Below are 20,746 nucleotides of genomic sequence, written 5' to 3'. Positions count from 1 at the left end.
CGATGCGCGCTCTACTCGTGCTGTTCAGCCTGCTGCTGCCGCTGTCGATGGCCCAGGCCGCCGACAAACTCCAGGTGGTCACCAGCTTCAGTATTCTCAATGACATTACGCACCAGATCGGTGGCGACCACATTCAGATCAGTAACATGGTCGGCCCGGATGCCGACGCCCACACCTACGAGCCCACACCGGACGATGCCAAGGCGCTGCTCAAGGCCAAGCTGATCATCAAGAACGGCCTCGGTTTCGAACCCTGGCTGGACCGCTTAGTCACCAGCACCGAAACCAAAGCCACGGTGGTCACCGCCAGCAAAGGCGTGATCTCCCACACCATGGAAGAGGATGGCGAAACCATCCCCGACCCGCACGCTTGGCATAACCTGGCCAACGCTGAAATCTATGTGAACAACATCACCAAGGCGCTGGTGGCTGCCGACCCGGCCAACAAGGCCGACTACCTGCGCAACAGCCAAACCTACCTGAAAGAAATCTACCGCCTGCTGGCCGAAGCCAAGACCAAATTCAGTGCTCTGCCCCCAGGCAACCGCCGCATCGTCACCTCCCATGACGCTTTCGGTTACCTGGGCCAGGCCTATGGCATTCAGTTCCTCGCCCCCCAAGGCCTGTCTACCGAACGTGAACCCTCTGCCGCTGAAGTCGCTGCGCTGATCACACAGATCCGCAAAGACAAGGTCAAAGCCGTGTTCATGGAAAACATCAAGGACTCGCGCCTGCTCAAGCAAATTGCCGACGAAAGCGGCGCGCAGATCGGCGGCACGCTGTACTCCGACGCCCTCGCCGCCGAAGGCCCGGCCAGCACGTTTACAGGGCTTTTCGAATACAACCTCAACACCTTGTGCGCCGCCCTGAGCAAGCCATGAACCTGAGCATGCTCGAACTGGAAGGGGCTGCCAAAGGCAGTCGCTTCCCACTCAAACCAGTGCTCGATGCCCTGCCATGGAACAGCGATGGCCTGATTGCCGCCATCGCCCAGCAACACAGCAGCGGCGAGGTGTTGATGCTGGCCTGGATGAACCGCCGGGCCCTCACCGAAACCCTCGCTACCGGGCAAGTTTGCTACTGGTCACGCTCGCGCCAGCAACTGTGGCGCAAAGGTGAACGCTCCGGTCACTGGCAGCAGTTGGTGGAAGCACGCCTGGATTGCGACGGCGACGCGGTGCTGCTGATCGTCAACCAACTCGGCCCGGCTTGCCACACAGGCCGGCCCACCTGTTTCTACAACGCCATTGATGGCGACTACGTCCACATCATCACGGAGCCCAGCGCATGATCCGTAAGAACCCTTCCGGCGATCTGCCAGTGATTGCCGAATCGGCCTACGTCGACAAGACCGCCATCATCTGCGGCAAGGTCATCATTGGCGAGAACGTCTTCGTCGGCCCGTATGCGGTGATCCGCGCAGACGAAGTCGACGCCAGCGGCGCCATGGATCCGATCACCATCGGTGCCAATTCCAATATTCAGGACGGCGTGGTCATCCACTCCAAATCCGGCGCGGCAGTGACCATCGGTGAGTTCACCTCCATCGCCCACCGCTCCATCGTCCACGGCCCGTGCTCAGTTGGCGACCGCGTATTCATCGGTTTCAACAGCGTGCTGTTCAACTGCGCCGTGGGCGATGGGTGCGTGGTGCGCCATAACTCGGTGGTCGACGGTCGTGATTTACCCGCCGCGTTCTACGTGCCCTCCACCACCCGCATCGGACCGAATACCGACCTGTCGCAATTCCCACCGGTGAGCGTCAGCGCCTCGGAGTTTTCCGAAGACGTGGCACTTACCAACGTCGACTTGGTGCGCGGTTACAAAGCCCTGCAAAACGAGTTCTAAGCCATGAGCCGCCTGCTGATCCGCAACGCCCGCCTGGTCAACGAGGGCCAGATTTTCGACGCCGACGTGCTGGTCGCCAATGGCCGCATCGAAAAGATCGCCAGCAGCATCACCGGCTGTAACGCGCCACTGGCCATCGACGCCAAGGGGCAATGGCTACTGCCGGGCATGATCGACGACCAGGTGCACTTTCGTGACCCCGGCGCGCCGGACAAAGGCAGTTTCTACAGTGAGTCCCGCGCGGCCGCGGCTGGCGGCATCACCAGTGTGATGGACATGCCCAACACCAACCCGCCCACCCTGAACCTGGAGGCGCTGGCCGATAAAAAACGCCGCGCGGCCCTGCACTCGGTGGTCAACTACGGCTTTCACTTCGGGGTAAGTAACGACAATCTCGACATCGTCGCCGCCCTCGACCCCTGCGAGGTGGCGGGAGTCAAAGTGTTCATGGGCGCGTCCACCGGCAATATGCTGGTGGACGACCCACGGACCCTGGAGCGTCTGTTTGCCGAAGTCCCGACCATCCTCCTGGCCCACTGCGAACACACGCCCAGTATCCAGGCCAACGAACGGCGCTTGCGCGATCGTTTCGGCGATGACATCCCCGCCGTCGCGCACCCCCTGATCCGCGACGCCGAGGCCTGCTATCGCTCGTCCTCTTTCGCGGTGGAGTTAGCCCAGCGCCACGGCACGCGCCTGCATGTGCTGCACCTCACCAGCGCGCGCGAATTGGCTCTGTTTGAAGACAAGCCCCTGGCACAAAAACGCATCACCGCTGAAGTCTGTGTGCACCACTTGCTGTTCGATGACCGGGACTATCACCGCCTCGGCCATCAGATCAAATGCAACCCGGCGATCAAGACCCGTGCCGACCGCGACGCGTTGCGCCAGGCGTTATTGAATGATCGTTTGGATGTGATTGGCACAGACCACGCGCCGCATACCTGGGCGCAAAAACAACTGGCCTATCGCGAAGCGCCGTCGGGATTGCCCCTGGTGCAACATGCGCTGCCGGCGTTACTGGAGCTGGTGGCAGACGGGCTGCTGCCGCTGGCCACGCTGGTCGCGAAGACCAGCCACAGGGTCGCCGACCTGTTTGCTATCCCGGACCGTGGTTATCTGCGTGAAGGGTATTGGGCCGATCTGGTGCTGATCAAACCCGAGCCCGAAGGTAAGCCGGTCAGGGATGAGCCGATTCTTGCCCGCTGCGGCTGGACGCCCTTTGCAGAGCGCAGCTTTCGCCACAGCGTCAGCACCACCCTGGTCTCCGGCCACCTGGCCTGGCACAACGGCAAGGTGGTCGACAGCTGCCAGGGTTTGCCGCTGCACTTTCTGCGTTAAGCGCGTGGTTTGACCGTACCGCAATCGTTGCCCAGCCACTGGGCGTGAGTGTCCAGGCTGCCCTTCTGCTGAATGCCGGTGGCATTGAAGGTGCCGTTGACGGTCGTGGTGAATTCTTTCTGGCTTTGGAAAGTGGCGACTCCGGTGCCCTGAGCTTTCGGGCAGCTGAAACGGAATTTCCACTGGTTGCCGGTTTTGTCGGTCACTTCCTGTTTGCAGCCCGATTGCGGGTCGGTCAAAGGGATTGAGTCCGACGCGACCTGGGCTGGAGTGAGGCACACCTGCACGCCTTTACCTGCCATGGTGATGCCCTGCTTTTCGAGCATCGCGCGCTGTTCGGGGGTCATCTGTTGCTTGAGCTGACCGAGGATCAGCGACAGGTCCGGCAGGTCCTGGTTATCGACTTTCATATTGCTGGTGGTCAATTCCCACAAGCCCGGCGCCAGCATCTGCGCCTGCGCTGCCACCGGCAACGACAAACCAACAACCATGGATAAACAGAGCAGACGAGCATTCATCGGGTAACTCCTGGGCAATTGTGGGCGTTAGACGCTGCAAAGGCGCCAGTGTTGCACGCCAAATAAAATAGCGACATTCGCAGCCGAACATGGTCTGTTAGGCATTGGATTGTCTGGAGTACTGTCGTCCATGGATTTCTTTGGCCCGCACCTGCTCGCCTACTTCATCGCCACGCTGCACTTTCTCGGGACTCTCGCCGCGATCCACGCGGTGCTGACCGTCAGGACCGCTCAAGGCTCGATAGCCTGGGCCTTGTCGCTGATGTTCATGCCCTATCTCACGTTGATCCCCTACCTGATTTTTGGCCGCAGCACCTTCGACGCGTATATCCAGGCGCGGCGCCAGGCCAATCAGGAAATGCACACCGCCATCACCGCGCTGAACTGGCGTCCTTGGGTTGAGGAGGCGCTCGCTGCGCGCAACTCCAGCGCTTACGCCTCGTTGCGCGCCATGCCCAAACTGGGTCGCATGCCGTGCCTGGCCAACAATGAAGTACGCCTGCTGATCAATGGCGACGCCACCTTCAGCGCGATCTTTGAAGCCATTCGCAACGCCAAAACCGCTGTGTTGTTTCAGTTTTTCATCATTCATGACGATGAACTTGGCCGCCAATTACATACGCTGCTGAAAGAAAAGGCTGCCCAAGGCGTGGCCATCTACGTGCTCTACGACCGCATTGGCAGTCACGCCCTGCCCCATCGCTACGTGCAATCACTGCGCGACGCCGGCGTGCAGGTCAAGGCCTTCGCCACCCGCAGTGGATGGCTCAACCGCTTCCAGGTCAACTTTCGCAACCATCGCAAAATCGTGGTGGTGGATGGCATCACCGGGTTTGTCGGCGGGCATAACGTGGGTGATGAATACCTGGGCAAAAAACCGCCATTGGCGCCATGGCGCGACACCCATGTACAGGTCACCGGTCCCGTGGTGGCGTGCCTGCAGGAGTCGTTTGCCGAAGACTGGTTCTGGGCCGCGCGTGAACTACCGCCGCTGATCTTGCCGGACACCTATCCCGAAGATGGCGTGCTCTGCCAATTGCTCGCCAGCGGTCCGGCCGATCCGTATGAAACCTGTTCGCTGTTTTTCGTCGAGGCCATCCACGCAGCGACCGAGCGGGTATGGATCACCAGCCCGTATTTCGTCCCCGATGAAGCGGTGTTTGCCGCCCTGCGCCTGGCGGTACTACGCGGAGTGGATGTGCGCCTGCTGCTGCCGTCGCGGCCGGATCACCGCATTGTGTATGCCGCCTCCAGCCTCTACGCCATCGAAGCCGTGCGCGCCGGAGTGCGGGTGTTCCGCTACACGCCGGGCTTTCTGCATCAGAAGGTGGTGTTGGTGGACAGCGAGATCAGCGCCATTGGCAGTGCCAACATGGACAACCGTTCGTTTCGGCTGAATTTTGAAGTGATGCTGCTGACCGTCGATGAAGCCTTCGCCCAGGAGGTGGAGCATATGCTGCTCGATGACTTCGCGCAGGCCCATGAAGTCAGCCAGGAAGAAAGCCGCGAAACACGGCGCCTGCAACAACTTGGAATGCGTGTGGCGCGCTTGATCTCACCAATCCTTTAACCAGACAACACAAAATGTGGGAGGGGGCTTGCTCCCGATAGCGGGTGGTCAGTCAACGGGTGGCGACTGATATACCGCTATCGGGAGCAAGCCCCCTCCCACAGTTGGATCTCCACCTTTCTGGAACATCAGATCAGCGATAGATGTCTTCCCGCGTCCACGGCAGTTCATGGCTGCCATCCGCGTGAGGCTTCACCGCGAGGATCTGGTGCAGGTTGATCCAACCCCGTGCAAACGCATAGGCGCAACCGGCCAGGTACAACCGCCAGATACGCAACGCCTGTTCTGGCACCATCTTGGCCGCCGCTTCCAGGTTGTCCTCCAGCCGCTCACTCCAATGGTCCAGGGTTCGGGCGTAGTGCAGGCGCAGGCTTTCGACGTCGACGACTTCCAGCCCGACTTCGCTGATCTCGGCGGTCATCATTGCCAAGTGTGGCAACTCACCGTTCGGGAACACGTACCGCTCGATAAACTCCCCGGCGCCACGGCCCACCGGGCGGCCATCGGTGTGCTTGGCGGTGATGCCATGGTTCATCACCAGGCCGCCTTCACGCACCGCACCAAACAGGGTCTGGCAGTACTGCGCCAGGTTGGCGTGGCCGACGTGTTCGAACATGCCCACGCTTACGACTTTGTCGAATCGGCCGTCCTGGGGTAGATCGCGGTAGTCCAGCAGTTGCAGGTCGATCTGGTCTTCCAGTCCCTCGGCTTTGACTCGCTCCCGAGCCAATACCAACTGCTCTTTGCTCAGGGTGATGCCAAACACTTTCACCCCGAACTCCCGCGCCGCAAACCGCGCCAGCCCGCCCCATCCGCAACCGACGTCGAGCAAATACTCCCCCGCCTGCAAGCGTAGCTTGCGGCACAGGTGGCGGAATTTGTCTTGTTGGGCCTGGTCGATGGATTCGCTGCCGGTTTCGAAATAGCCGCAGGAGTACGCCATGTCCTGATCCAGCCACAGCTGATAGAACTCATTGGACAGGTCGTAATGGTAGGAAATCGCCGCTGCGTCCGTGGCCTTGTCATGGATCGAGCGCACCGGATGACTGTCGCCGTCGCCCTCGATCAAGGCATGACTCAGCTCATCACAGACCCGGATCACTTCGCTGATGGAACCTTCCAGCTCCAGTTTGCCCTCGACGAAGGCTTCGCCCAGTGAGTCGAGTGTGGGATGGGTCAGTTGCGAGACGACCGTGGGGTCCTTCACCACGATGGTCACACTGGGCTCTGGGCCCAAGTTGAATTCATGGCCGTCCCAGAGTCGCAGACGCAGCGGTAGCTGAAGATTCTGTAAGGCCGGTGGAAGTTGCGCGAGCATGAGTAGTCCCCCCTTGTTTCAGACGTCTGAACTGAGGGTAGACCATCCCAATAAAAGTAGGAGGCTATCGATTTGATAGCCCTCTTCTATGGAGTTCGGCGTTGGAGCAAACCGTCCTGGACCCACTGTTTCAGCCATGTAACAGCCTGCAGCGGCGCACCCTCTGCATAAGTGACTGCTAGCTGCTCACACAGTTCTGCGAAGGTCCAACCGGTCGTCACCATACCGGCCAATGCTAAGGCTTCCGCAGGTTCCAGGCTGCGGTAATGGCACACCTGATGAAGGCGCCATACCAGGCAGATCTGCGCCAGGTCCAAGGTGCAGCTGCCTGGGAAATCCGCCCCATCTTTGCTGGCACGCCAGATGCCCACGCTGTTGAAGTGACACAGTCGCTGCTGCACGGACGGCGTCAGGGCAACCTGCAAATCCGGCCAGTCCTCGGGCGGCAGGAGCGCCATGTCATTCAGGGACAGCGGCTGACCCTGCGGCGCATCGAAGGCCAGGGTAAAAGCCCACTCCAACTTAGCCAGCTCTGCCAGCGGTGCACTTTGTTCGGCCACGAGGTGCTCGTGGATAAACGCCGGCAACCGTTCGCCAAACCAACGCAAGCTGTAATGGGCCGACGGATAACGGCGTACATAAGCGTGGGTCAGCGCCGCAAACTCATCATCCCCCAGCCAATAGAGGATGGCGCTGAAGTCGTGCCGCAGTACTTCCTGCAACCGCGCGATATAGGCGTTGTGATAGATCGCCAGGCCCGTGTCTACGTCCAGCGTCGGCCCGCCCAATAAAGTGGCGGCAAAGCCACTGTTGGCGTCGGGGGTTTGGGCTAATAAATGCTGTTCGAAGGCCAACTGCCAATCGGTCAGGCGCATACCGCTCTCCTGGCCAAGGCGGTGGCGCCCAGTTCGCGGGCCTTGCTCAACTCGGTGAGCAGCTCTTCGAACGGCGGAAAATGGTCATCGCGCTCCAACAGCGTCGACACAGGCCCCACGTGCTCCAGGGTCTGTTGGTACAGCGCCCACACCGGATCACATACCGGATGGTCGTGGGTATCGACCACGTAGTCGCCATAGTCCATATGCCCCGCCAAATGCAGCTGGCGAATGCTCTCGGGCGGCAGGTTGCGGATAAAGGTCCAGGCATCAAAGCCATGGTTGCGAGAGCTGACGTACACATTATTGACGTCCAGCAACAACTGGCACCCCGACAGATGAGCCAAGGCGTTGAGGAATTCCCACTCGGTGAATTCATCTGCCTTGGAACGCACGTAACTGGAGACGTTTTCCAGCACCAGCGGGCGCTGCAACACGTCCTGCACTTGGCGAACGCGGCTGGCGACGTGATAGAGGCTTTCTTCGGTGTAAGGCAGAGGCAGCAGGTCGTGCAACTGGTGCGCACTGCCGCGGCTCCAGCACAGATGATCGGAAACCCACGCCGGGTGAATACGCTCGGCGAGCTGTTTGATCTGCTTGAGGTAATCGATATCGATGGCGTGGGGCCCGCCGATGGACAGGGACACCCCGTGCATCACCAGGGGATAGCGCTCGGCTATCGCGTCCAGGAAGTACAAGGCTTTACCGCCCTGCACCAGGTAATTCTCGGAGATCACTTCGAACCAATCCACGGCCGGCGATTGTTCAAGGATCTGCTGGTAGTACTCACTGCGTAAACCCAGGCCGTAACCCAGACTTGGAAGGGAAGCGGACATGGCTGACTCCTGGGGAAAGTGTGTCCGCAGCGGAGGGGGGCTGCCGCTGCGGTTGCACTCGTTTGCCGGTTATTCGCCGACTTTGCCGCCAGCCGCGTCACAGGCTGCCTTGGTCATAGCCTTGAAGCCGTGGCCCTTGCACTCTGCCTGGCCTTTGCAGGCGTTTTCAGCGGTCTTGCAGTCGTTCATGCCCTTGCAGGAGGTTACGCCGTAGCAATGCACTGGCGCGTCTGCGGCTTGTACCTGGGTGGCGACACCAGCAAACATGGTAGCGGCGGCCATCGCGAAAGCGGCACCAGCAGCGGCGGATTTAATGTTCATTGTTGTATTCCTCATGATCAGTAGTGGCGTCGGTCTGAACGGATTGTTCAGTCTCGACACACCACTAGAGTGAGGCCCCCCACCGGCGTTACAGCGGTACGCAAATATTGCTGAAAATTATTCGTCGAGTTTCAAAAGCGGCTCGTGGAAGCGTAGCAAACGCCCGGCGTTACCCAGCACCAGCAACGTGCTGAGGTTGTGCAACACTGCCGCGATCATTGCCCCTGCGGCCCCCAACCAGCCAAATGCGGCGAACACCACAATCGCCAGCGTCCAGCCCAGACCGATGATCACATTGACCTGCAACGTGTGCCGACACTGGCGACTCAAGCGCACACAGGTGCCGAGGCGGCGCAGGTCGCTGCCGATCAGCACCACGTCCGCCGAAGCCAGCGCGATGTCCGCCCCGCCCGCCCCCATTGCCACGCCCACCACGCCGGCCTTGAGCGCCAGGGAGTCATTGATCCCGTCGCCGACCACCATTGGCCGAAAGCCGCTGCCGATTTCGCCCAGCACGCGGTTGAGCTTGTCCTCAGGCAACGCCTGGGCTTCGACATCGCTGATGCCCACGTCCAAGGCCAAGCTGTCGGCCACGCTTTGACGGTCGCCGGTCAGCAGCAATTGGCGGCCCAGGCCCAGCTCACGCAATTCTTGCAGCGCCTGGCGGGCTTCCGGCTTGACGCTGTCAGCCAGCAACAGCCAGGCGAGAAATCGCCCGTTCAGGGCCAGCCCGGCAATCGGGCCGTCATGGTTGGGCACGCCCGTGGTGGCAATGCCCAACTGCTCGAACAACTCCGGACGCCCAAGGGCCGCTTCGCCCTGCTCGGTCTGCGCCACCACGCCGAGGCCCTGGCGTTCGCGGATGTCGGTCAGCATCAACAGTTGTTGCTGGGTAGCCAACCCCGCCAGCGCGCGGCTGACTGGGTGACTGCTCGCCGAGCCCAGGCTGGCCGCCAGATTCAGCAACGCCTGCCGGTCCGGCTCAAGGGTTTCGATGGACTGTAATCGCAGCGTGCCAAAGGTCAGGGTGCCGGTCTTGTCGACCACCAGCGAGGTCAAGTCCGCCAGCTCTTCCAGGAACGCCGAGCTGCGAATCAGAATCCCATGGCGCGCCGCCACGGCGATCCCGGCAATCGCCGTGGCAGGTGCCGACAACACCAACGCACAGGGGCACGCCGCCACCAGCACGGCGAGCATCGCCTGGGCGTCATTGGTCACAAACCAGGTGACCGCCGCCAGCAGCAGCACCAACACCATATAACTGCCCGCATAGCGCTCCAGCAGTCGCGTGATCGGCGGCTTGGACCGCTCGGCGTTCTGCATCAGCGCGATGACCTTGCCCAAGGTCGACTCGTTGCCGGTGCGCGTCACTTCAAGGCGCAGCAGACCGTCGAGGTTGATCGCCCCGCCAAACACCTGCACGCCGACGCTGGCTTCCAACGGCACCGACTCACCGGTGATCGGCGCCGTGTCCAGACTCGCCTGGCCCGACAACACCACACCATCGGCGGGCACACGGTCACCGGCGCGCACTTCCACGATATCGCCGGTGTTCAGCGTGCCGTTGTCCACTTCAACAATGCTGCCGTCGGCCTGCACCAACCGCGCATGACTGCGGGTCAGTTTGCCCAGAGCATGGATCGCTTCCTGGGAACCGATCACGCTGCGCTCCTCCAGCACATGCCCAAAGATCATGATGATCGGCAGCAACGCCGCCGTCAGCAGATCCCCCGTAGCCCAGGCGCCAAGCATGGCCAAGGCGATAAGTTGATCGGTAATGCCATGCAGGCTGGGAAACCGCAGGCTGTACCACGCCGAACGCATCACCGGCACGGCTACCAGCAGTGATGCCACACCCAGTAATAGCTGACTGACGCCAGTCTGGTCCGGCGCCAGCCAGCGCCACACCAGACCCAGCGCGAGTAATCCCAAGGCCAGCATGGCCAGGGTCAATTGCCGGGCAGCGCTGCGCTGCTCGGCGGACGTCAACATAGGTGCGCTCATTGCTCGGCTCCCTGGATGATCAAGCGGGAGTCGTCTTTAGGGTCGACCGTTGTCACGGAGCCCGCCTGGCCGAGAATCTTCGGCAAGCGCTCGCGGTACAGACGCAGAAGCAAACCCGGGTCTTTGACCTGGGCGAGGCTGGCGACGGTGGCGGTTTGCGCCTGGGCGTTGGCCAAGCGTTCGCTGGCCTGGGCGTGGGCAACCTGCACCACACGGTCAGCTTGCTGATTGGCGGTTTGGGTGAGCTTTTCCGCTTCGGTGCGCGCATTGGCCACCGCTTTATCGGCTTGCTGACTGGCCGTCAGCACCGCATTGAACGCATTCACCGCCGGGCCCGGCAGGCTCGACTGCACATCGACACGGGTGACTTCGATCCCCAAGCCCAAGCCGCTTGAGGTCAACTCCGCCAGCCGCTTATTGATGCCTTGCACCAGGTCACCGCGCAACCGTTCACGACGCTCGGCGGCGCTATTGTCGGCGCCGATCAGTTCCGGGCGCGCCACCAGAATCGTGTCCAGGTCCCGCGCCGCCGTCAGGGCCACGGCGCTGCGCGTGACCAGGCGATCCAAGGCCGGCAACACATGCTCGCCCTGCAATACAAAGGAATACGGTTCGGTGACCTTGTAGAACACCCGCACATCCAGCTGCACCACTCCGGCATCCCCGGTCAGCAGGTAGCCGGAGCCGGCCATGGCATCGCTCAAGGGCGTGGCGAAACTGGCCACGCGGTCAGCCTGCACCGCCGCCTCCGAACGCAGCAGGTTTTCCACCCGCCGCTCGATCACTCGATCGGCGGCCGGCAGCAACACCACCTGCTCAAATGGCTGCGGCCAGGCCAATAGCAAGCCAGCATTCTGGATACGGTCGAGGGCGCCGAAGTGCAGCACCACGGCGCGGTTCTGCGGGTCGATCTGGCGCACATTGGAAAATGCCCAGGCCAACGCCGCCAACACAGTCACCGCGTACAGCGCCATGAACGTCAGGCGCCCGGCCTGAATCCATGGGCTGTCCGGGCTGTCACGCTCGGTCATGGCTGGACGTCCTTCGGTCCGTCCACCAGCGCACGGAATGGTGCGGCGTCGGTGCGCAGGATGATCTTGGTGCCCGGCGTCACCACCGTGCCCAAGGTATCCAGCGAGCGCAGCAAGTTGTACAGCTGGGGATTACCCGCGTAGGCCCGCCCGTAAATCTGCGCGGCCTCGACACGCGATTGCGCTTCGATATCGGCGGCTTTCACCGTGGCGTCGGCCTGCACGATGCGCGCGTCGCGCTCGGCGGCGGAACGGATTTGGGCCGCTTCGCGCTTACCCACGGCAGTGCGTTCGGTGGCGATGGTTTCGCGCTCGGCACGCATGCGGTCGACGGTGGCGGTCAGCGTCACCGAGGGCAACGTCAGCCGCTCGATACCGACTTGGGCCACGCGTACGCCGTAGGTAGTGAGCAATTGTTGATCAATTTGCTGGCGCAACTGCGCCTCGAAATCGGCGATACGTACCTGGCTGGCGTCGGTGTTGATCAGGCTGGACAGGTCAAAACTGGCCGCCGTGGTTTCCAGTGCCGAGCCGACGAAGGTGCGAATCTGCCGCGCCGCCTCATCCGGCTGGTTCTGCACCGCACGCATAAAGCGCTGCACATTGTCGGCATCGCCCTGCACCTGCCACGCCACATAGGCCTGCACGATGATGCGCAAGCCATCGCGGGTGCCCACGTCCTGCAAGCCGCTGGAGGTGGTGCGCAGGCGCAGGTCCACCGGGATCGCCGCTTCGAACGGCGCCGGCCAGCGCCAACCAAGGCCCGGCTCCAGCAACACCCGCGACGGGTTGCCGAACCGCGTAATCACCGTGGCTTCGCCGGACCGCACTTGCACCAGGCTTGCCGCAGCGACCGCAAACAATACGAGCAACACGGCCCAGCCCATACGCCGCCAAGGGAATGGACCAGCAGCGTGCTCATCACCGTGATGGTGGTGGCCGTGATGATGGTGATGACCGTGATCGTGAGAATGAGCGCTCAACAGACAGACTCCTTATTGAACGGCTTTACGCGGCACCGAGGGATCGGCCGGCAAGGTAAAAGAACGCAGATCGATCGTCGGTGCGCCATCGGCGCCCAGGCGATGATCCAGAATCAGCAGTTTGGCGTGGGCCAGGCCCTGGCTGAGTTGGCCAAGGTACTGCTCCAACACGAAGGCCTGGCCTGCACTGGCATAGGCCTTTTGTTCGGCGGCGAAACGCAGGTCGGCCGCCTGTGCGCCAGCATTCACTTCATGGGCCGTGGCCGTGGCTTGATCGCGGGCAATGCTGGCTTGCAACAGGGCCTGGTTGGTCTGCTCACTGGCGGCTCCGCGCTCGCGGGAGATCAGGGCCTGAGCACCGATCTGCGCAGCTTGCACGCCGTGATAGGCATTGGCGGCACCGGCCGGTGGGTGGATGGCTTCCACAACGGTGGCGAGGATTTCCACACCGCTGTGGAGTTTCTGCAGATCCGCCTGCACCGCGCGCCCCACTTCGTCAGCCAGGCTGGTGCGTTGTTCGCCGAGCAATTCGTCGAGGGTGCGCGAAGCAAAGTCGTGCACGAGGATGCGGCTGGCGGTGCTGCGGATCAGGGTCGGTACATCCGCACTGTTATACGTAGCCGCCAGCGCGGCCTCGTCGGTAAGGCCAATGCGGTAGACGAAGCGCACATCCATATTGACGATCTGGAAGCCCTGCTTATCGCCGCTGCTGCTGGCGATGACTTGGGATTTGTCATTCACATGGCTGGCGTCCCACAGTCGATTGGCAATCAACGGCGCCGGACCTTCCGCAGGTGTCAGCTCGGGCGAAGCAGTTTCGCTGACGCTGGTGGCCAATTCATGCACCACGCCGTTTTCCACTTTAATGACGCGACCCAATGGCCAAGGCAACCCGGCATGCAGGCCGGGGCCGAAGACTTGCACCGGTTTGCCGAAGCGTTCATAGATCCCACGGCCTTGCAGGGGCACTTCATGCACACCGGTCAGCGCCCAACCGATCGCCAGCACCACCAGCAGCACCGGAAAAAATGCGCGGCGCATGTAGGTAAAGGCCCAGATCTGACGCAGGTCAATGCCGAAGCGGTTGTGCAACTCGTGCTGCAACGCCAGCAACGGTTGTGGCGGCCAGCGCAGCAAACCCGCGATAAAACTTTGCGCCATCAGGCGGGGTTCAAGATGCGGTTGGCGCGGGCTGAACAATGACAACGCGCCCCTGAGCAGAAACTCCGCCGCCACCAGTGCCGGCAGCAGGCCAATCAACACCGCCAGACGCAACGGCCACACGGACTCGGCACCGGCAAACAGCAGGCAAATCGCGCTGACCACCAGGCAACTGATCGCCACTCGGCTCAACTGCGCCAGTTGCGAAGCTTCCGGCCATTGCGCGGCGGTTTCCTGGGCCAGGCGACGTTCGAACACCAGCAAGCCAAACGCCAGGGCCAAGGCCAACGCGGCGCCAATGCTGGCGGACTGACCTACAGCCGCAGCCGGCAACGCCAGGTTCCAGAATTCGATAACGCTAACCAGCGCGAGCAGCGACCAGCCGCCAAGCCACAACACCGGCGCGCCAATCTGCTTGCCAAAGCGCCCAACCAGCCGCGCGTACCGGCCCGTTTGCTCAACCGGTACTTCAACCGCGGGTTCCTCCAGCGCCTGGGCGCGCGAATCGGCCACCCACCACGCCGACTGCAAACCCGCCACCAGCACCAGCAACGCGCAGGCGCTGTTGATCAATACCACCGGCCAGATCGACAGCGGCGCAAACAAGGCGACAAACAGCGCCAGCACCCAACCGGCGACGGCCAGCACTGTCAGGCTGATACCGGCCTGACGCAATCGACGGGCATGGAACTGCCCCTGTTGAAAGCGCGCGAGGCCTTCTACAGAAGCGCCGTCAGCTTCTAGATCCACTTGCATCCCAACACGCCCGTCTGTACACAATTCGTTACGATATAACACGCGACGTGAAATTTTTGTTCGTCAAAAAGCGCTTTTGAACACGACACACATCCCCTGTGAAAGGGGGCTTGCTCCCGATAACGACCTGTCAGTTGGTGCCTGTGCTGGCTGATCCATCGCCATCGGGAGCAAGCCCCCTCCTACATTTGTTTCTCAGTGCTCTCCAGAGCGTGACTAAACCCCCATAAACACGAGCCATCACTGGTAGATCTCATGATTAATCGGCACACTCCAAGCCAGTTTTTCGCGGGCTCACGGACAAGGAAGCGTCACCCCCCATGATTTCGATCTATCAGCTCAAACCGCGTTTTCAAAACCTGCTGCGTCCTCTCGTGCAGCGCCTCTACGACAACGGCACCACCGCCAGTCAAATCACCGTTCTGGCCGGAGTGATTTCTCTGCTGGTGGGCCTGCTGATTGCCAGCTTCGCCCAACACCTGTGGCTGTTTGCGTTGATCCCGCTGTGGATGATTGCGCGCATGGCCCTTAATGCCATCGACGGCATGCTCGCCCGTGAATTCGGCCAGCAGTCGCGCCTGGGCGCCTACCTCAATGAACTCTGCGACGTGATCGCCGACAGCGCGCTGATCCTGCCCTTTGCACTGATCCCGGGCGTGAGCCTGGCGCCGGTGCTCTTGGTGGCATTGCTGGCGGTATTCAGCGAATACGCCGGTGTGCTCGGGCCCATGGTCGGCGCTTCACGGCGCTACGACGGGCCGATGGGCAAAAGTGATCGGGCGTTTGTACTCGGCGTGCTGGCCACCGGTGTAGCGCTGGGCTGGCTCGGCGCAGGTTGGGTCGACACGGTGATGTGGCTGGTCGCCGCCCTGCTCGCCTACACCCTGGTCAACCGCGTACGACAAGGCCTGAAAGAAACCCCTTCCCCTTCTGCATAAGGATTTTGCGATGCGCGAACAGCAAGCACACACCTTCAGTACCCATGATGGCGTCGAGCTTTTTTACCGACACTGGCCGGCCACTTCCCCTGCGGATGGCGAGCCACGCCAGGCGATCGTGCTGTTCCATCGCGGCCATGAGCATTCGGGCCGCATCGCCCATCTGGTCGATGAGCTGAACCTGCCCCAGTTCGACTTCTTCGCCTGGGACGCCCGCGGCCACGGCCAATCCCCCGGCGAGCGCGGTGACAGCCCCAGCTTCGCCACCAGCGCCCGCGACGTGCAAACCTTTTGTGACCATATCGTCGCCACCTACGGCATCGAAGAGGAAAACTTCGCTGTCATCGCCCAAAGCGTCGGTGCGGTAATCGCGGCCACATGGGTGCACGATTACGCGCCGAAAATCCGCGCGTTGGTGCTCGCCTCGCCAGCGTTCAAGGTCAAGCTGTACGTGCCGTTCGCTCGTCCAGGCCTGGCGCTGATGCGCAAGTTTCGCGGCAACTTTTTCGTCAACAGCTACGTCAAGGCCAAGTTCCTCAGCCATGACCCGGAGCGAGTGGCGTCCTACGACAGCGATCCGCTGATCACCAAGGCGATTTCAGTGAATGTGCTGCTGGGTCTGTACGAAGCAGCCGACCGGGTTGTAGCGGATGCCCAGGCCATCCAAGTGCCGACTCAGTTGCTCATCTCCGGCTCCGACTTCGTGGTGCATCGCAAACCCCAGCAGCAATTTTTCGACCGCCTAGGCAGCCTGAAAAAAGAGCTGCATATCCTGCCCGGTTTTTTCCACGACACCCTCGGCGAACGTGACCGCACCGTGGCGGTGAGCAGTGCCAGGCGCTTTATCCTGCAAAACTTTGCTCACCCGCTGGACCGCGCCTCCCTGCTCGACGCCGACAAACTGGGCGCCACCTGCGCCGAGTCCGAATCCCTCGCCGCGCCGCTGCCGCGCAACTCCCTGCGTGACCTGTACTGGCGCATGACCCGCGCCAGCATGGGCTTGGGCAAGAACCTGTCAGATGGGGTGAAACTGGGCTTCGACACCGGTTTCGACTCCGGCAGTACCCTGGACTACGTCTACCGCAACAAACCCACCGGCAAGGGCGGGCTGGGGCGGATGATCGACACCAACTACCTCAACTCCATCGGCTGGCGCGGCATCCGTCAGCGCAAGCTGAACGTCGAAGAACTGCTGCGCCTGGCCATGGCCAAGTTGCGGGATGAACAGCGTGAAGTACGTATCGTCGACATCGCCGCCGGCCACGGGCGTTACATTCTGGAAGCCTTGCAGGGCGTGTCGCCGCTGCCGGAATCGATCCTGTTGCGCGACTACAGCGACATCAACGTGCGCGACGGTGGCGCGCTGATCCGCGAGAAAGGCCTGGGGGATATCGCGCAGTTCGTCAAAGGCGATGCGTTTGATCGCGCGGACCTGGCGGCGCTGGAACCCAAGCCGACGTTGGCGGTGGTGTCTGGGCTGTATGAATTGTTTGCCGATAACAGCATGGTCGGCGGTTCGCTGGCCGGCCTCGCCGAAGCGGTCGAACCCGGTGGCTACTTGGTGTACACCGGCCAGCCATGGCACCCGCAATTGGAGCTGATTGCCCGCGCATTGACCAGCCATCGCCAAGGCCAGGCCTGGGTGATGCGCCGTCGCAGCCAGGCGGAAATGGACCAACTGGTGGAAGCCGCCGGTTTCCGCAAAATCACCCAGCGTGTGGATGAGTGGGGCATCTTTACCGTGTCCCTGGCACAGAAGATCTGAGCATGCGCGAACCCGGTTTGTTGAAACCAGCCGTCCTGTGGCTGCTGCTATTAGCGCCGTTGTTCTTCAGCACCTACGGCTTTGCCACCTGGGTCACCAGCCAGCGCAGCGACGTGGGCACGCTGGTGTTCGGCTGGGAAACCCATATGCCGTTCTGGGCCTGGACCATCGTGCCTTACTGGTCCATCGACCTGCTCTACGGTTTCTCCCTGCTGCTGCCCAGCACCCGTCATGAACTCAAGCAACACGCACTGCGCCTGCTGAGTGCCCAGGTGATCGCGGTGAGCTGCTTCCTGATCTGGCCACTGCGTTTCACCTTCGAGCGGCCCGAGCTGGATGGCGTGTTTGGCTGGTTGTTTGCGGTGTTGGCGGGCTTCGACAAGCCATTCAACCAGGCACCGTCGCTGCACATCGCGCTGCTGGTGATCCTGTGGGTCATGTTCCAACGTCATACCCAAGGTTTCTGGCGCTGGCTGGTGCATGGCTGGTTCGCGTTGATCGGAATTTCGGTGCTGACCACTTATCAACATCACTTTATCGACTTACCCACAGGCGCCCTCGCGGGTTGGATTTGCGTGTGGTTGTGGCCGCTCGAACATCCGAGCCCGCTGCTGAATACGCGGCTTACCCAAGACCGCAAGCGCTGGCAGCTGGGCGTGCGCTACGGCCTGGGCGCCCTGGCGCTGATCATCGTGGCGTTAAGCCTGGGCGGTTGGTGGCTGTGGCTGCTGTGGCCAGCGGTTTCCCTTGGGCTGATCAAGGCGAATTACTTCGTGCTGGGCGCGGCGGGTTTCCAGAAGCGCGCTGATGGTCAGCTCACACCCGCCGCGCGCTGGTTATATGCGCCCTATCTAGTGGCTGCCTGGATCAATTCCCGGCTGTGGACACGCAATCATCCGCAGCCGGACGTGATTGTGGATAACGTTTGGCTGGGGCGGATTCCTACCTCAAAGGAGCAGAGTTCATTCAGCGCCATTGTGGATCTATGCGCCGAACTGCCGATTAATCCACAGGGCCGCGCGTATCAATGCATCCCGGTGCTCGATCTGATAGCGCCGACACCCACCGAATGCCGGCAAGCTGCTGAAGCAATCGAACGCCTCCGCGCACGCGGCCCGCTGTTGGTGTGCTGCGCCCTCGGCTACTCACGCAGCGCTACCGCCGTCGCCGCCTGGCTGTTACACAGCGGGCGCGCCACGACGGTGGACGAAGCGCTGACTATTATTCGTGCAGCACGGACCGATGTGGTCCTGCACCCCGCTCACCGTGAAGCATTGGAGGGTTTGCCCCATGCCCGCTGATATGGAACTCCAGGTGGTGGCCAGCCTGCTGCGCCGTGGCCGTTCGCTGGATCAGTTATCCACAGGACTGACCGTGGCCGGTGTGCTATTCGGCCTGGCCCAATTGCTGATGGCGAGTATTTCGATCATCTGCCTGCTGCTCAGCCTGTGGATGATTATCCTCGGCCTGCTGCAAAAGTACTGGGCGCTGCGCGTGGCCTTCGACGCCGACCTGTTCGCCCTGCTGGCCCGCGATACTGAGCGCACCACCGACCTCGACCAAGCCCTGCAGACCCTCGGCCTGCAATCGCCCAATCGGGCCGGCCGACCTTGGGCCGAGCGCCGTCGCGGCGCCCTCAAATTGTTGCGCAAACAAGCCTGGCTGCTGGGCGCGCAAGCGCTGCTGACCCTGGGCGTGATCCTCGCCAGCCCTTGGCTGCCTTTCGCCGGATAAGGAATCCCCATGTTCGAACCTGTGGTCGCCACGCTGATTACCTCCATGGCCCGCACCGTCACCGGCGCCCGCAGCCTGTGGCTGGGTTGCGCGCCCGTGCCGGTGCAACGCATCTACTTCGCCAACCACAGCAGCCACGGCGACTTTGTGCTGCTGTGGGCCTCGTTACCGCAAAACCTGCGCAAATTCACGCGCCCGGTGGCCGGCAGTGATTACTGGAATAAAAGCGCGCTGCGTCGTTACATCATCAACCGCGTGTTTAATGGTGTGCTGATCGACCGCGAACGCAAGGACCCTGTGGATAACCCTCTACAGCCTATGCTCGCTGCCCTGGAGGGTGGCGATTCGCTGATCATCTTCCCTGAAGGCACGCGCAATCCGGAGGACGGCTTACTGCCGTTCAAAAGCGGCCTGTACCACCTGGCAAAAAGTTACCCACAGGCCGAATTGATCCCCGTGTGGATCGCCAACCTCAACCGGGTCATGCCCAAGGGGCGCGTTTTGCCGCTGCCGTTGTTATGCACAACCAGCTTCGGTGCACCGCTGCAACTGGAAGACGGTGAAGACAAGGCGCTATTTCTAGCCCGCACACGCGACGCCCTGCTCGCCCTCGCCCCGGAGCATGTCTGACATGGATAGCCAAACCCTGATGCTGTTCGGCGGAATCGGCGCGATCCTGGTGCTCGCCTCACTGATCGGCCTGATCCTCAAACTGCGCACCCGTGGCACGCCGAACGCGGTGATCGACAACCTCAACGCCCGTATCAATGCCTGGTGGGTGATGGTGGTGGTGATCGGTATCGCCTTCTGGCTCGGCACCGGTGCGGTGATTCTGTTGTTCTACGCGGTGTCCTTCTACGCCCTGCGCGAGTTCCTCACCCTCACCCCGACCCGACGCAGCGACTACCCGGCGCTGGTGGCCGCGTTCTACCTCGCCCTGCCGCTGCAATACCTGCTGATTTATTCGGACTGGTACGGGCTGTTCTCGATCTTCATCCCTGTGTACGTGTTTTTGCTGCTGCCGATCCTCGCCTCATTGGGCGGCGACACCACACACTTCCTCGAACGTGCCTCGAAAGTGCAATGGGGCTTGATGATCGCGGTGTTCTGCGTGTCTTTCGTCCCGGCCCTGCTGACGTTGGACATCCCCGGCTACGAAGGCCGCAACCTGCTGCTGATCGCCTATCTAGTGATCGTCGTGCAACTCTCGGACGTGTTGCAGTACGTGTGCGGCAAGCTGTTCGGCAAACACAAGATCGCGCCCAACCTGTCACCGTCCAAAACCGTGGAAGGTTTTGTCGGCGGGATTCTGCTGTCCTCCCTGATCGGCGCCGCGCTGTGGTGGACCACGCCGTTCAACCCATGGCAGTCGTTCCTGATCGCCTTGCTGATCAACCTGCTCGGTTTTGCCGGTGGGATCGTCATGTCAGCCATCAAGCGGGATCGGGGCGTTAAGGATTGGGGGCATATGATCGAAGGCCACGGCGGTATGCTGGATAGGCTGGATTCGGTGTGCTTCGCCGCGCCGATTTTCTTCCACCTCGTACGCTACTGGTGGACCTGACCACCAGCATTCTCAGCTCAATGGAGCGCTAAATGTGGGAGGAGCTTGCTCCCGATGGCGGTGTGTCAGTCGCTGAAGATGTTGACTGATCGACCGTCATCGGGAGCTCGCCCACTCCCACAAAAGCCGCCGGACACCTGAAGGACATGGCCAACCTCATGGTCGACCGCTCGCTGGCATGCA

Annotated in this window: 20 protein-coding genes; 11 read left to right on the top strand and 9 right to left on the bottom strand. The window is 61.8% G+C overall.

What is annotated here, in order from left to right; translation table 11 throughout:
* Positions 1–2 precede the first annotated feature (2 nt).
* Genes AB4N82_RS10070 through AB4N82_RS10055 form a run of 4 tightly spaced genes read left to right on the top strand, consistent with a single transcriptional unit; the run spans position 3 to position 3,189 of the window.
* Positions 3–881 (top strand): metal ABC transporter substrate-binding protein, encoded by an 879-nt coding sequence (locus tag AB4N82_RS10070; RefSeq protein ID WP_032884498.1) that lies wholly within the window; start codon positions 3–5, stop codon positions 879–881.
* Positions 878–1,291 (top strand): phosphoribosyl-AMP cyclohydrolase, encoded by a 414-nt coding sequence (hisI, locus tag AB4N82_RS10065; protein ID WP_122764001.1) that lies wholly within the window; start codon positions 878–880, stop codon positions 1,289–1,291. Before AB4N82_RS10070 ends, hisI begins: the two co-directional genes overlap by 4 nt.
* The gene (locus AB4N82_RS10060; RefSeq protein ID WP_032884500.1) at positions 1,288–1,848 is read left to right on the top strand and encodes a gamma carbonic anhydrase family protein; all 561 of its coding nucleotides are present in this window, start codon (positions 1,288–1,290) and stop codon (positions 1,846–1,848) included. The genes hisI and AB4N82_RS10060 overlap by 4 nt, the downstream gene beginning before the upstream one ends.
* Before the next feature lie 3 nt (positions 1,849–1,851).
* Entirely contained in the window at positions 1,852–3,189 is a 1,338-nt protein-coding gene (locus AB4N82_RS10055; protein ID WP_122764002.1) for a dihydroorotase, read from the top strand.
* On the opposite strand, the gene AB4N82_RS10050 is transcribed toward AB4N82_RS10055, so the two are convergent.
* Positions 3,186–3,707, bottom strand: a complete 522-nt coding sequence (locus AB4N82_RS10050; RefSeq protein WP_032884502.1) for a DUF3617 domain-containing protein — start codon at positions 3,705–3,707, stop codon at positions 3,186–3,188. The genes AB4N82_RS10055 and AB4N82_RS10050 overlap by 4 nt on opposite strands.
* Positions 3,708–3,837: 130 nt before the next feature.
* Here AB4N82_RS10050 and cls point away from each other — a divergent pair, with 130 nt between their 5' ends.
* The gene (gene cls / locus AB4N82_RS10045; RefSeq protein WP_095185255.1) at positions 3,838–5,277 is read left to right on the top strand and encodes a cardiolipin synthase; all 1,440 of its coding nucleotides are present in this window, start codon (positions 3,838–3,840) and stop codon (positions 5,275–5,277) included.
* A gap of 133 nt (positions 5,278–5,410) precedes the next feature.
* On the opposite strand, the gene cfaB is transcribed toward cls, so the two are convergent.
* The 8 genes from cfaB to hflK (AB4N82_RS10005) all read right to left on the bottom strand — a co-directional run bounded on the left by cfaB (position 5,411) and on the right by hflK (AB4N82_RS10005) (position 14,562).
* Complete coding sequence (gene cfaB, locus AB4N82_RS10040) at positions 5,411–6,595, bottom strand: C17 cyclopropane fatty acid synthase CfaB (protein WP_032884504.1); 1,185 nt, start codon at positions 6,593–6,595, stop codon at positions 5,411–5,413.
* A gap of 86 nt (positions 6,596–6,681) precedes the next feature.
* On the bottom strand, positions 6,682–7,470 hold the full coding sequence (locus AB4N82_RS10035) for an HvfC/BufC family peptide modification chaperone (RefSeq protein WP_122764003.1): 789 nt from the start codon (positions 7,468–7,470) through the stop codon (positions 6,682–6,684).
* Positions 7,461–8,306, bottom strand: a complete 846-nt coding sequence (gene bufB / locus AB4N82_RS10030; RefSeq protein ID WP_122764004.1) for an MNIO family bufferin maturase — start codon at positions 8,304–8,306, stop codon at positions 7,461–7,463. The genes AB4N82_RS10035 and bufB overlap by 10 nt, the downstream gene beginning before the upstream one ends.
* A gap of 69 nt (positions 8,307–8,375) precedes the next feature.
* The gene (gene bufA2 / locus AB4N82_RS10025; RefSeq protein ID WP_032884507.1) at positions 8,376–8,627 is read right to left on the bottom strand and encodes a BufA2 family periplasmic bufferin-type metallophore; all 252 of its coding nucleotides are present in this window, start codon (positions 8,625–8,627) and stop codon (positions 8,376–8,378) included.
* A gap of 117 nt (positions 8,628–8,744) precedes the next feature.
* Positions 8,745–10,631 carry a cation-translocating P-type ATPase gene (locus AB4N82_RS10020; protein WP_122764005.1) on the bottom strand — a complete coding sequence of 629 codons (1,887 nt, stop codon included), beginning with the start codon at positions 10,629–10,631 and terminating at the stop codon, positions 8,745–8,747.
* Positions 10,628–11,662: a protease modulator HflK gene (gene hflK, locus AB4N82_RS10015; RefSeq protein WP_095185259.1), complete on the bottom strand. Its 1,035-nt coding sequence runs from the start codon at positions 11,660–11,662 to the stop codon at positions 10,628–10,630. Before hflK (AB4N82_RS10015) ends, AB4N82_RS10020 begins: the two co-directional genes overlap by 4 nt.
* On the bottom strand, positions 11,659–12,648 hold the full coding sequence (gene hflC, locus AB4N82_RS10010; protein ID WP_371260679.1) for a protease modulator HflC: 990 nt from the start codon (positions 12,646–12,648) through the stop codon (positions 11,659–11,661). The genes hflK (AB4N82_RS10015) and hflC overlap by 4 nt, the downstream gene beginning before the upstream one ends.
* Positions 12,649–12,657: 9 nt before the next feature.
* Positions 12,658–14,562 carry a protease modulator HflK gene (gene hflK / locus AB4N82_RS10005; RefSeq protein ID WP_122764006.1) on the bottom strand — a complete coding sequence of 635 codons (1,905 nt, stop codon included), beginning with the start codon at positions 14,560–14,562 and terminating at the stop codon, positions 12,658–12,660.
* Between the two features lie 320 nt (positions 14,563–14,882).
* On the opposite strand from hflK (AB4N82_RS10005), the gene AB4N82_RS10000 reads away from it, so the two are divergent.
* From AB4N82_RS10000 to AB4N82_RS09975, 6 genes are read left to right on the top strand one after another with little or no spacing between them, the layout of a single operon-like run.
* Positions 14,883–15,500 (top strand): CDP-alcohol phosphatidyltransferase family protein, encoded by a 618-nt coding sequence (locus AB4N82_RS10000; RefSeq protein WP_122764007.1) that lies wholly within the window; start codon positions 14,883–14,885, stop codon positions 15,498–15,500.
* Positions 15,501–15,510: 10 nt separating this feature from the next.
* A complete protein-coding gene (locus tag AB4N82_RS09995; RefSeq protein ID WP_122764008.1) occupies positions 15,511–17,265 on the top strand; it encodes a bifunctional alpha/beta hydrolase/class I SAM-dependent methyltransferase in 1,755 nt (584 codons plus the stop codon).
* A gap of 2 nt (positions 17,266–17,267) precedes the next feature.
* Entirely contained in the window at positions 17,268–18,566 is a 1,299-nt protein-coding gene (locus AB4N82_RS09990; RefSeq protein ID WP_122764009.1) for a phosphatase PAP2/dual specificity phosphatase family protein, read from the top strand.
* Complete coding sequence (locus AB4N82_RS09985) at positions 18,556–18,999, top strand: hypothetical protein (RefSeq protein WP_032885180.1); 444 nt, start codon at positions 18,556–18,558, stop codon at positions 18,997–18,999. Before AB4N82_RS09990 ends, AB4N82_RS09985 begins: the two co-directional genes overlap by 11 nt.
* A gap of 9 nt (positions 19,000–19,008) precedes the next feature.
* Entirely contained in the window at positions 19,009–19,629 is a 621-nt protein-coding gene (locus AB4N82_RS09980; RefSeq protein ID WP_032885179.1) for a lysophospholipid acyltransferase family protein, read from the top strand.
* Between the two features lies 1 nt (position 19,630).
* Positions 19,631–20,563: a phosphatidate cytidylyltransferase gene (locus tag AB4N82_RS09975; protein ID WP_032885177.1), complete on the top strand. Its 933-nt coding sequence runs from the start codon at positions 19,631–19,633 to the stop codon at positions 20,561–20,563.
* Positions 20,564–20,746 lie beyond the last annotated feature (183 nt).

This window comes from Pseudomonas sp. H1_D04 (assembly GCF_054683855.1).
This window is presented reverse-complemented; position numbering and strand designations above follow the sequence as displayed.